Origin of the sequence: Luteitalea sp. (assembly GCF_044337415.1) — a bacterium.
Lineage (GTDB): Bacteria > Acidobacteriota > Vicinamibacteria > Vicinamibacterales > Vicinamibacteraceae > Luteitalea.
On record NZ_JBIINP010000145.1, the window covers coordinates 1 to 10,624 of the forward strand.

At 68.6% G+C, this 10,624-nt stretch carries 11 protein-coding genes; 10 read left to right on the forward strand and 1 reads right to left on the reverse strand.

What is annotated here, in order from left to right; translation table 11 throughout:
- Both ACIRDX_RS16705 and ACIRDX_RS16710 read left to right on the forward strand, forming a co-directional pair.
- Positions 1-384 (forward strand): hypothetical protein (locus ACIRDX_RS16705; RefSeq protein WP_396626574.1); only part of this gene is annotated, 384 nt, incomplete at its 5' end.
- Positions 385-498: 114 nt separating this feature from the next.
- Complete coding sequence (locus tag ACIRDX_RS16710; protein WP_396626575.1) at positions 499-1,677, forward strand: trans-sulfuration enzyme family protein; 1,179 nt, start codon at positions 499-501, stop codon at positions 1,675-1,677.
- A gap of 131 nt (positions 1,678-1,808) precedes the next feature.
- On the opposite strand, the gene ACIRDX_RS16715 is transcribed toward ACIRDX_RS16710, so the two are convergent.
- Positions 1,809-3,251, reverse strand: a complete 1,443-nt coding sequence (locus ACIRDX_RS16715; protein ID WP_396626576.1) for a bifunctional oligoribonuclease/PAP phosphatase NrnA — start codon at positions 3,249-3,251, stop codon at positions 1,809-1,811.
- Positions 3,252-3,376: 125 nt separating this feature from the next.
- Here ACIRDX_RS16715 and ACIRDX_RS16720 point away from each other — a divergent pair, with 125 nt between their 5' ends.
- From ACIRDX_RS16720 to ACIRDX_RS16755, 8 genes are all read left to right on the forward strand, one after another.
- Positions 3,377-4,312, forward strand: a complete 936-nt coding sequence (locus ACIRDX_RS16720) for a VWA domain-containing protein (RefSeq protein WP_396626577.1) — start codon at positions 3,377-3,379, stop codon at positions 4,310-4,312.
- A 166-nt stretch (positions 4,313-4,478) separates the two neighbouring features.
- On the forward strand, positions 4,479-6,503 hold the full coding sequence (uvrB, locus tag ACIRDX_RS16725; protein ID WP_396626578.1) for an excinuclease ABC subunit UvrB: 2,025 nt from the start codon (positions 4,479-4,481) through the stop codon (positions 6,501-6,503).
- Positions 6,504-6,534: 31 nt separating this feature from the next.
- Positions 6,535-7,308, forward strand: a complete 774-nt coding sequence (locus ACIRDX_RS16730) for an MlaE family ABC transporter permease (protein ID WP_396626579.1) — start codon at positions 6,535-6,537, stop codon at positions 7,306-7,308.
- A 2-nt stretch (positions 7,309-7,310) separates the two neighbouring features.
- Positions 7,311-8,159, forward strand: a complete 849-nt coding sequence (locus ACIRDX_RS16735; protein ID WP_396626580.1) for an ABC transporter ATP-binding protein — start codon at positions 7,311-7,313, stop codon at positions 8,157-8,159.
- 3 nt (positions 8,160-8,162) lie between these two features.
- On the forward strand, positions 8,163-9,203 hold the full coding sequence (locus ACIRDX_RS16740) for an MlaD family protein (protein ID WP_396626581.1): 1,041 nt from the start codon (positions 8,163-8,165) through the stop codon (positions 9,201-9,203).
- A 68-nt stretch (positions 9,204-9,271) separates the two neighbouring features.
- Positions 9,272-9,715: a hypothetical protein gene (locus ACIRDX_RS16745; RefSeq protein WP_396626582.1), complete on the forward strand. Its 444-nt coding sequence runs from the start codon at positions 9,272-9,274 to the stop codon at positions 9,713-9,715.
- 49 nt (positions 9,716-9,764) lie between these two features.
- Entirely contained in the window at positions 9,765-10,331 is a 567-nt protein-coding gene (locus tag ACIRDX_RS16750; RefSeq protein WP_396626583.1) for a hypothetical protein, read from the forward strand.
- Between the two features lie 93 nt (positions 10,332-10,424).
- Positions 10,425-10,624, forward strand: a 200-nt coding sequence (locus tag ACIRDX_RS16755) for an HAD hydrolase-like protein (RefSeq protein WP_396626584.1), incomplete at its 3' end; no start/stop codon positions are given.

A 10,624-nucleotide genomic window follows, 5' to 3' on the forward strand; every position in this document is an offset into this window, starting at 1 on the left:
GAGCAGGTGATTCTCGTGAGTGCGGCCTCGCCGCTGCCGGGGCCGCACGCCCTGGCGGCACGACGCGCCGATCCCCGCGCCTGGCTCGGGCAGGCCATCGCCGGTCACGAGAGCGCGAGCGTGCGCGACGCCGCCACGGCGTTCTTCGATCGCTTCACGAGCGTGTACCACGTGCAACCCGTCCACAACCCGCTCGGCCCGTTCGATCTCGGCGGGGCGCACGACGCCCGCTCCGATCGGCGTGCCGCTCTGTCCGAACTGGTGCGGCGCGGCTACGACGACGCGTACGCGCAGTTCATCGTGCCCGTGGTCGGTGGCAGCGCGGAGTCGATCGAGACCCCCGCCGCGCCAGCGCCGGTGGTGGACGACCTGCCGCTCACCTAGACAATTGCAGAATCGCAGAGTTCAGAATTGCATCATCATCGCCAGCGCTCGACGCGTATCCGGTGCTGATGAAATTGTGAAATCCTGCAATTCTGAAATCGTGGAGTGCTGACCATGACGACGCCGCGCCTGGGATTGGCCACGCGCCTGATCCATACCGCCGAGGGCGCGCAGCCGGACGCCGCGCCACTCACGACGCCGACGTACGAGACGACGACGTTCCTCTTCGACTCGACCGCGGACCTGCAGGACTACATCGATGGCCGGACGGGGAAGTACCTCTACTCGCGGTACGAGAACCCGTCGCTGTCGTCGCTGGAGGCCAAGCTGGCCGAGGCCGAGCAGGGCGAGGCGGCGATGGTGTTCGGCTCGGGGATGGGGGCGGTCGCCAGTACGCTGCTCGGGTTGCTGTCGGCCGGCGATGAGGTGATCTGCAGCGCCGCGATCTACGGCGGCACGTTCCACCTCCTGAACTCGTTCCTCCCTCGCTTCGGTGTCACGGCACGATTCGTCGACCTCGACGTGCTGCAGGATCCGGCGTCGGTGATCGGGCCGGCGACGAAGCTCGTGTGGTTCGAGTCGCCGATCAACCCGACGCTGCGCTGCGTGGACATCGCGCGTGTCGCGGCGGCGTGCCGTGCCGCAGGCCTCGTGTCGGTGATCGACAACACGTTCGCGACGCCGTACAACCAGCAGCCGCTCGCGCTCGGCGTCGACCTGGTGATGCACAGCGTGACCAAGTACCTGAACGGCCACTCGGACGTGACGGCGGGCGCGGTCATCGGCGCGAAGGCGCTCGTGGACCGGCTCGTGCCTGCCCGCAAGCTGATTGGCGCGATGCTCGACCCTGGCGCGGCGACGCTGGTGGCGCGCGGGCTGAAGACGCTCGATGTGCGGATGGCCCGGCACAACGAGAACGCGCTGGGCCTGGCGCGGGCGTTGTCGGGAGACCGGCGCCTGGCGCGGGTGCTGTACCCCGGCCTGCCCGAGCATCCCGACCACGCGATTGCGGCGGCGCAGATGCGCGGGTTCGGCGGGATGGTCACGATCGACCTGGCGGGGGGATTCGAGGCCGCGGCGCGTTTCTTCGATCGCGTGCGCGTGTTCAAGCGCGCCACGAGCCTGGGCGGCGTGGAGAGCCTGTGCGGGCTGCCGGTGCTGACCTCGCAGTACGGCTGGAGCGACGAGCAACTGGCGCGTGCCGACGTGACGCGGGGGATGGTGCGGCTGTCGGTGGGGCTGGAGGCGCTCGACGACCTGATTGCCGACGTCGATCACGCGCTGGCAATTTGACATTCGACATGTGAAATTCCCGGGCGCGGGCCTACGGCCCATCGCCACGATCAGGGAAACCGCGCGAGCGACGGCCGGCAGGCCGAGCCGCCCCGAATTTCACATGTCAGATTTCAAATTGCCACCGGGCTTCAATGCGTCGGCACCAGCGCCGTGCTGGACTTCTCGTCCTTCTTCGCGCCGTTGGTGTCGTGCATGAACTGCTCGGCCATCGCGGCAATCGCGGCGTTGATCTGCGCGGGCGTCCGGGCGCCGTGGCGCTTGGCGAAGGCGTCGAGCGGGACCACGGCCTTGGCCATGGCGCGGTGGCCGCCGGCGCTGCCGATCTCGCCGAAGTACTTCCGCACGAACTCGCCCGCATTGCGCGAGTAGCCCAGGTTCCGCACCGACAGCACCAGCGCGTCGTTGACGACGCCGGTGACGAAGGTCCACTTGGTCTCCTCGAGCTGGAGGAAGAAGTCGGCGGTGTAGGTGATGAAGTCCTCGCGCGGCACGGCGCCCAGGCTGGCGAAGAACAGGTCGCCGCGCAGCTGGCTGTCGGCCAGGCCCTTGACCACCGTCTGCAGGCGCTCGAGCGTGATGTCGGCGCCTTCCATCTTGCGAATCAGCGCCGCGTCGGCCAGCGGGTAGAGGTACGTGAACGCGTCGAGGTCCTGCCGGTTCGTGTGGCGCGCGAAGAACAGCGTGTCGGACTTGATCGCGTAGAGCATCGCCGTGGCGACGCGCTCGGACACGTTCATGTCGACGGCCCGGAGGTGCTCGGTGAGGATGGTGCTCGTCGAGCCGTAGTCGGCGCGGACGTCCTTGAACACCGTCGAGTAGCCGGGTTGCTCCGGGTGGTGGTCCACCACCAGGTCGACGTGGGGCAGGTGACCGCCGAAGTAGTGCGGTTGCACGTCCACCGTGGCGACGCGGTCGAAGCTGGCGAACTGCTCGGGCGTGACCTTCTCGACCTGGATGTCGAGCAGGTGGGCCATGCGCACGTTCTCCGGCCGGCTCACACCGTGCACCGCGCCGATGATCGCCGTGGTCTTGGTCCGCCGCAGCAGGTTGCGCAGCGCCAGGCCACTGGCCATCGCATCGGGGTCGGGCTCGTTGTGCAGCAGGATCAGGACGCGGTCGGCGTCGGCGAAGTACCGTTGGTACTGCAGGACGCGGGCGCGGGTGACGCTGCGTTCGAGTTCGGCGTGCAGCTGCGGGGCGAGCAGCTCGGCGAGCGTGAGGGTGAAGATGTCGGGAAAGGCCGCCTTGGCTTCATCGGCCCGGCGCGTGTTCGGCCCGGTCGACACCACGTAGGTCAGGGTGCCTCCGGCGTCTCTGACGGCGCCGATGAGCCGCTTCAGGCTCTTCTTGCCGGTGTCCTCGACGATGACGCAGGTGCTGGGGCTGAGGTCGACCTTGACGTACGAGTCGCACCGGCTGCAGTCGGTCACCGTGACCTTGAGTCCTTCCTCGACGAGGCGCCGCGCCAGCGGGCGGCTCTCGACCAGGAACTCGAGGTCGAAGGTCGGACTGAGCACCCCGTGCAGGGTGCGCATCACGAGTTCGTTCTGACAGACGGCCAGGGCCTTCATGGACGTGTGAGGGGACCTGCCAGCGGGCGGCCCCCACGAGCCAAACCACGATTATACTCTTCCGACGATCGGCAGATGGTGTCTGGTTCTTGAAGTAGACTGCCCGGACCCTCCCGGAGGTTGGCATGGCGGCACGTTTCGTCACGGCGGCAGCGTTCTCGATCTGGGCCCTCGCGGTACCCGGGCTCGCCCAGCCGGTTTTCAGGGGCGGTGTCGAGACCGTGCGGCTCGGTGTGGCCGTGGTCGACAAGGCCGGCCAGGCCGTGGGCACCCTCGATCGGGGGGACTTCACCATCCTCGAAGACGGCCATCCGCAGGACCTGCAGCTCTTCACCCCTGCCGGTGCGTCCGACGCCGACCGGCCGCCCCTCCACATCGGGCTGCTGTTCGACACGTCGGGCAGCATGACGCAGGACCTGGCGATGGCGCGCACGGCCGCCGTGAAGTTCTGCAACATGCTGCAGCGTGCCGAGGACATCACCCTCGTGGACTTCGACACCGAGGTGCGGGTGGCCCGGTTCGGCCAGGCCGACTTCCCGCGCTTCGTCGAGCGCCTGCGCAATCGCAAGCCGGACGGCTGGACGGCGCTGTACGACGCCCTCGGCGTCTACCTGGATGGCACGTCGTTCCAGACGGGGGAGAAGGTGCTGGTGGCCTTCACCGACGGCGGCGACACCCGCAGCGTGATGTCATTTTCGGACGCGCTGACCGCCCTGAAAGCCGCCGACGTGACGGTGTACGTGGTCGGGTTCCTGGAGAACCAGGGCGCGCGCGAGAAGCTCGAGCAGCGGATGAAGCTGCAGGCGATTGCCGATGCCACGGGCGGGCTGGCGTTCTTCCCGGGGACCAAGAAGGACATCGATCTGGCCTACGAGCAGGTGCTGGCCGACGTGAATGGCCGCTACCTGCTCGGCTACGTGTCGAGCAACCAGGCCAACGACGGCCACTGGCGCAAGCTCGAGGTCCGGCTGACGCGGGGCGACCTCAAGGCGGCGAAGATCCGGGCGCGCAAGGGGTACTTCGCGGTCCTGCGGCCCGAGCAGGCGGCGGCGAGGCCGTAGCCCTTCGACTCGTGCCGGGGGAGGCCGGCGGCCTCCCCGGGCACTCGCTCAGGGCTCGGCCCTCGGCTACGCCTCGGGCCTCGTAAGCGTCACTTGCGTCGGACTTTACCGACGAAAGTCCGGCGGAGGATGGTACGATCCGCGGGTTCGCCTCCATCCCGCCCACATGCCTTCCACGTACGATCATTTCCAGCTGGTCTCGTCCTTCGAAATGCGGGGCGACCAGCCGCGGGCGATTGACGAGCTGGTGGCCGGGCTGGAGCGGGGCGACGCCTGCCAGACGTTGCTCGGGGTGACGGGGTCGGGCAAGACGTTCACCATGGCGCACGCGATCGCGCGGGTGAACCGCCCGGCGCTCGTCATGGTCCACAACAAGACCCTGGCGGCGCAGCTCTACCAGGAGTTCAAGCGCTTCTTCCCGCACAACGCCGTCGAGTACTTCGTCTCCTACTACGACTACTACCAGCCCGAGGCCTACATGCCGGCCACGGACTCGTACATCGAGAAGGAAGCGATCATCAACGAGGAGATCGACCGCATGCGCCTGTCGGCCACGCGGTCCCTCTTCGAGCGGCGCGACGTCATCATCGTGTCCAGCGTCTCGTGCATCTACGGCCTCGGCTCGCCGGAGGCGTACTACGGCCTGATGCTGCCGCTCGAGCGCGGGCAGGCCATCAGCCGCGAGCAGATCCTGCGCACGCTGGTCGAGATCCAGTACGAGCGTAACGACGCCGACTTCGCCCGCGGCACCTTCCGCGTGCGCGGCGACGTGATCGAGGTCCATCCGTCGTACGAGGAGCAGGCGGTCCGCATCGAGCTGTTCGGCGACGAGATCGACGAGCTGTCGACCATCGACCCGCTGACCGGCAGCACGATCCGTCGGCACGACAAGGTGGCCATCTACCCGAAGAGCCACTTCGTCACCTCGCGTGACCGCACGAAGGCCGCCATCGAGACGATCAAGGCAGAGCTGGTCGAGCGACGCACGCAGCTCGAGCAGGAGGGTCGGCTGCTCGAGGCCCAGCGCCTGCACCAGCGCACGATGTTCGACCTGGCGATGATGCAGGAGATCGGCTACTGCCACGGCATCGAGAACTACGCCCGGCACCTGACCGGGCGTCCGCCGGGTGCGCCGCCCCCGACGCTGCTCGACTACCTGCCGGCCGACGCGTTGACGATCATCGACGAGAGCCACCAGACCATCCCGCAGATTCGCGGCATGTACGCCGGCGACCGCTCGCGCAAGGAAGTGCTGGTCGAGTACGGCTTCCGCCTGCCGTCGGCGATGGACAACCGGCCGCTCAACTTCGACGAGTGGAAGCAGCGGGTGGGGCAGCAGCTGTTCGTGAGCGCGACCCCCGGCGCCTACGAGCTGACGATGTCGGGCGGCGTGGTGGTGGAGCAGATCGTGCGGCCCACCGGGTTGCTCGATCCCGAGATCGACATCCGGCCGGTGCGCGGCCAGGTGGACGACCTGCTCGGCGAGATTCGCGCCCGTGTGGCGCAGGGCGAGCGCGTGCTGGTGACCACGCTCACCAAGCGGATGTCCGAGGACCTGACGCAGTACTACCACGAGCTCGGCGTGCGCGTGCGGTACCTGCACAGCGACATCGACACGCTCGAGCGCATCGAGATCCTGCGCGACCTGCGTCGCGGGACCTTCGATGTCCTCGTGGGCATCAACCTGCTGCGCGAGGGCCTCGACCTGCCCGAGGTGTCGCTGGTAGCCGTGCTCGATGCCGACAAGGAAGGCTTCCTGCGGTCGAGCGGGTCGCTGATCCAGACCGTCGGCCGCGCCGCGCGCCACGTGAAGGGGCGGGCCATCTTCTACGCCGATGCGATGACCGACTCGATGAAGCGGTGCATCGACGAGACCAACCGCCGGCGCGAGGTGCAGCAGGCCTACAACGAGGCGCACGGGATCACGCCCACCAGCGTCCGCCGGGCCATCGACGAGGGCATGGGGGGCGTCGAGGAGCACGACTACCTCACGGTGCCCGTGGCGCCCTCGCCGGCGCTGGCCTTCCGCTCCGAGGGGGAGCTGGCCTCGCACGTGAGCCGGCTCGAAGCCGAGATGCGCGCGGCCGCCGCGAACCTGGAGTTCGAGAAGGCCGCCGCGCTTCGCGACCAGATCAAGACCCTGCGCCAGCCCGGGTTGGCGCTGGCCGGCGTGGAGGCGCCCGGGGCCTGAGCGTCGTCCGACGCCCGGTCCCCACTGACCAATGCGACTGATCCTCACCGGCTGGGCCAAGAAGGCCATCTTCGAGGTCCAGGAGTACGTGAAGCTGTGCGTGGCGCTCGGCCGCGCGGCCACGAGCCGGCCGTTCTACTACCGCGACGTCATCGAGCAACTCGATGCGGTGGGGGTCGGCTCGCTCACGGTCGTGCTGCTGACCGGCGGTTTCACCGGGGCCGTGCTGGCGCTGCAGTCGGGCATGACACTCGACCAGTTCGGGGCGCGTTCGGTGGTCGGCCGCCTCATCAGCGCCTCGATGATCAAGGAACTCGGCCCGGTGCTGACGGCGCTGATGGTCACGGGCCGCGTCGGCTCGGGCATCGCGGCGGAGCTCGGCTCGATGGCCGTGACCGACCAGCTGAACGCGCTGCGTGCGCTCGGCACGGACCCGGTGCGGAAGCTGGCGCTGCCGCGGGTGATCGCGGGTGTGGTGATGGTGCCCATCCTCACCGTCATCGCCGATTTCGTCGGTATCGTCGGGGCCTGGATCACGACGGTGACGCAGTTGCGCGTGGCGTCCAGCGTCTACTGGAACTCCGTGGTGATGGGGCTCTGGATCGAGGACATCTGGATGGGGCTCATCAAGCCCGTCTTCCTCGGCTTCGCGCTCGTGAGCATCGCCTGCTTCGTGGGCATGCGCACGACGGGCGGCACGCAGGGCGTCGGCCGCAGCACCACGCAGGCGGTCGTCGCCGGGTCGGTGGCCGTGCTGGTGCTGGACTTCATTCTGACCAAGTTCCTCATCTCGACGCTCTACTGACCATGAGCACGCCGACCCCCCTCGAGACGCGCCTGTCGCGCGCGAAGACACCCGGCGAGCCGGTCATCGTCTTCGACAAGGTCTTCCTGGCCTTCGGCGACAACGTGATCCTGAAGAACGTGAGCTTCGAGCTGCGCGCCGGGTACTCCAAGATCTTCCTGGGGGCCAGCGGCGCCGGCAAGAGCACGATCCTGAAGCTGATCCTCGGGCTGCTGAAGCCGCAGGCCGGCACGATCTGGGTCAACGGCGTGCGGGTCGACACGCTCGGCGAGTCCGACATGATGAAGGTGCGCGACGACGTCGGCATGGTGTTCCAGGAGGGCGCGCTCTTCGACTCGCTCTCGGTGCGCGAGAACGTCGGCTACAAGCTGTACGAGGAGAGCGACATGCCCCTCGACCAGGTGCACCGGCGCGTCGAGGAGGTGCTCGGCTGGGTCGAGCTCGAGGAACACATCGACAAGATGCCCTCGCAGCTCTCGGGCGGCCAGCGTCGCCGCGTCGCCATCGCCCGGGCGATGACCTTCCAGCCGCGCATCCTGCTGTACGACGAGCCGACCACCGGCCTGGACCCGATCACGTCCATCACCATCGACGACGAGATCGTCAAGCTGCGCGACATCGAGGGCGTGAGCTCGCTCGTGGTCACGCACCAGCTGCGCGACGCCTTCTGGGTGGCCGAGAAGATGGCCGTCCGCGGCCCGGACGGCAAGGTGCAGATCGTGTCGGCGACGCCGGAGAAGCTGGCCCAGACCGAGTTCGTGATGCTGCGCGATGGCCTGATCCACTTCGAGGGCACCGCCAGCGAACTGCGCGCGACCAACGACCCGTACCTCGAGCTTTTCCTGAGCTGACACATGCCACGCACCCGTACCCTCGCCTGGTCCCAGCTGAAGATCGGCATCCTCGCCGTCGCGGCGTTCGTGCTCGCGACGATGCTGATCTTCGCCGTCGGTGGTGACGCCGGCATCTTCTCCGGCAAGTACCACCTGAAGACGCGCTTCCCGAATGCCGGCGGCCTGGCGTCGGGCTCCGTGGTCCGGCTCGCCGGCGTCAACGTCGGTGCGGTCGACGACGTGTACTTCGACGGTGCGGTGGTCGAGGTGGTGCTCCGCGTCAAGCCGGAGGTGATGAACAAGATCACCGACCGCTCCATCGCGCAGATCGGCTCGGTGAGCCTGCTCGGCGAGGGCGCGGTGGACATCGCGGCCTCGAGCGAGGGCACGCCGCTCAAGGACTGGGCCTACATCCGGTCGGCCAAGACCCCCGGCCAGATCGCCGACGTCGCCGAGAACGCCACCCAGACGCTGGCGCAGGCCGCCGCCCTCATCGAGGACCTGCGGGCGGGCAAGGGCACGGTGGGGAAGCTCTTCACCGAGGACGAGCTGTACGTGCAGCTGAACGCCGTCGTGAAGGCGACCGACGACGTGGTCATGGCGATCAAGCAGGGGAAGGGCCCCGCCGGGACGCTGATTTCGAACCAGGCCGCCGCCAAGAACCTCGAGCGGGCGCTCGCCAACCTCGACCAGGTCACGACGGGCATCGCCGAGGGCAAGGGCACGCTCGGCACGTTGCTCAAGGACGACGCGCTGGCCAAGTCGCTGTCGGCGACCACCGAGAACCTGCGGGCCGTCTCGGCGGGCCTGAAGAACGGCGAAGGGACGGCGGGCAAGCTGCTCACCGACAACGGGCTCTATAATCGCCTCGACTCCGTGATCACCCGGCTGGATTCCCTCGTCACCGCCCTGAACAAGGGCGAGGGGACGGCCGGCAAGCTGCTGCAGGACAAGCAGCTGTACGACAACATGAACGGCGCGGTCAACGAACTGCGAGGGCTGCTCGCCGAGATCAAGAAGGATCCGAAGAAGTACCTGAACGTGAAGGTCAGTATCTTCTAGTCGGCAGTCGGCAGTCGGCAGTCGGCAGTCGGCCGTAGACCCTCGGCCTTCATCGTGTGGTCATCGCCATGAACGATTCGTCCAATCTCTGGCTCGCCATCATCGCCATCTCGTGCATGGTCATGGCCCTCGTCCAGGTCGGGGCCATCATCGCGGGCGCCATCGCCGCGCGGCAGTTGCAGGCGCGCGTGGCTCGGCTCGAGCAGCGGGTGGAGCACGGCGTCCAGCCGCTGATGGAGCGGCTCACGGTGATCAGCGCCGACGCCGCTCGCTTGTCGGCGCTGGCGGTCCAGCAGGCCGAGAAGGCTGACGTCGCGCTGAGCTCCGCCGCGCAGCGTATGGATCAGACGCTCTCGGTGGTACAGAATGCCGTCGTCGCGCCAGCTCGCGAGGGGATGGCGCTGGCCTCGGCCCTGCGGGCTGCGGTCGGGTCGATCAGGAAGGGCGCGCCCAGGCGCCGCGCCGCCGCGCCTACGGCCGGCGACGATGACGATGCGCTCTTCATCGGCTGACACGGGCATTCCCGGGCGCGCCTCGCGCCCGGTCTCGGAGGCGGACGCAATGATGCAGTGGGGAACTCGAGTGGCGGCAGCGCTGCTCGTCGCGGGGCTGGTTCCCGCGGCCAGCGCGGTGGCACAGCCGGCGGCTGGGGGCGGCACGGCTGCCCTCGCGAAGCAGCTTTCGACGGCACTGGCGGCGCAGGCCGCGGCCGGGGCGCCGCGCTTCATCGCGGCCGAGGATCCGAAGGACCCCGCGCGGTTCGTCGCCGCGATGGTGTTGCCAGACCTGCAGTTGATGCTCGTGTCGGCCGCCTACAAGGCGCCCGTGCTCCTGCGTGAGCGCGTGCTCACGAAGAAGTACCAGGAGGCCTACCAGGACCTGCAGGCCGCGTCGGTGCCGGAAGGCAAGGTCGTGATCGAGGACCTGCTCGCCAACGGCCTCGCGGTGAAGCCGGCGAAGAACCAGGGCCCGGACGTGGCGACGCTCGGCGGTCGCACGGTGACCTTCGACGGCCTGTGGCGCAAGGCCAAGATCCCCGAGGCCGACTACACGGCGGCCTTCGCCGCCGCCGAGCAGGAGTACACGCGACTGCTCGGGCTGCTCCTGGCGCAGGCCGCCGTCAAGTAGGCGCACGCGACTTCAGACGACAGGGCTGGCCACGGGCCGGTGTCCCCCGGGGCACCGGCCCGTCGTGTACCTGCTACCCTCTACCGGTCTCCCGTGCCCCCCGCGCCCTACGCCCTGGTCATCTTCGACTTCGACGGCACCCTGGCCGATAGCTGGCAGATGATGGGCGGCGCCATCGTGGCGGCCGCCGACCGATTCGGCTACCGCGTCCTGTCGGCGGAAGAAGCCGAGGCCTTGCGCGGCCGCGACAACCGCGTCGTGATGGAGGCGATGGGCGTCAAGGCGTGGCAGCT

Coding starts and splice junctions, on each gene's coding strand:
- ACIRDX_RS16710 (WP_396626575.1), top strand. CDS start 499: ATGACGACGCCGCGCCTGGGATTGGCCACGCGCCTGATCCATACCGCC.
- ACIRDX_RS16715 (WP_396626576.1), bottom strand. CDS start 3,251: ATGAAGGCCCTGGCCGTCTGTCAGAACGAACTCGTGATGCGCACCCTG.
- ACIRDX_RS16720 (WP_396626577.1), top strand. CDS start 3,377: ATGGCGGCACGTTTCGTCACGGCGGCAGCGTTCTCGATCTGGGCCCTC.
- uvrB (WP_396626578.1), top strand. CDS start 4,479: ATGCCTTCCACGTACGATCATTTCCAGCTGGTCTCGTCCTTCGAAATG.
- ACIRDX_RS16730 (WP_396626579.1), top strand. CDS start 6,535: ATGCGACTGATCCTCACCGGCTGGGCCAAGAAGGCCATCTTCGAGGTC.
- ACIRDX_RS16735 (WP_396626580.1), top strand. CDS start 7,311: ATGAGCACGCCGACCCCCCTCGAGACGCGCCTGTCGCGCGCGAAGACA.
- ACIRDX_RS16740 (WP_396626581.1), top strand. CDS start 8,163: ATGCCACGCACCCGTACCCTCGCCTGGTCCCAGCTGAAGATCGGCATC.
- ACIRDX_RS16745 (WP_396626582.1), top strand. CDS start 9,272: ATGAACGATTCGTCCAATCTCTGGCTCGCCATCATCGCCATCTCGTGC.
- ACIRDX_RS16750 (WP_396626583.1), top strand. CDS start 9,765: ATGATGCAGTGGGGAACTCGAGTGGCGGCAGCGCTGCTCGTCGCGGGG.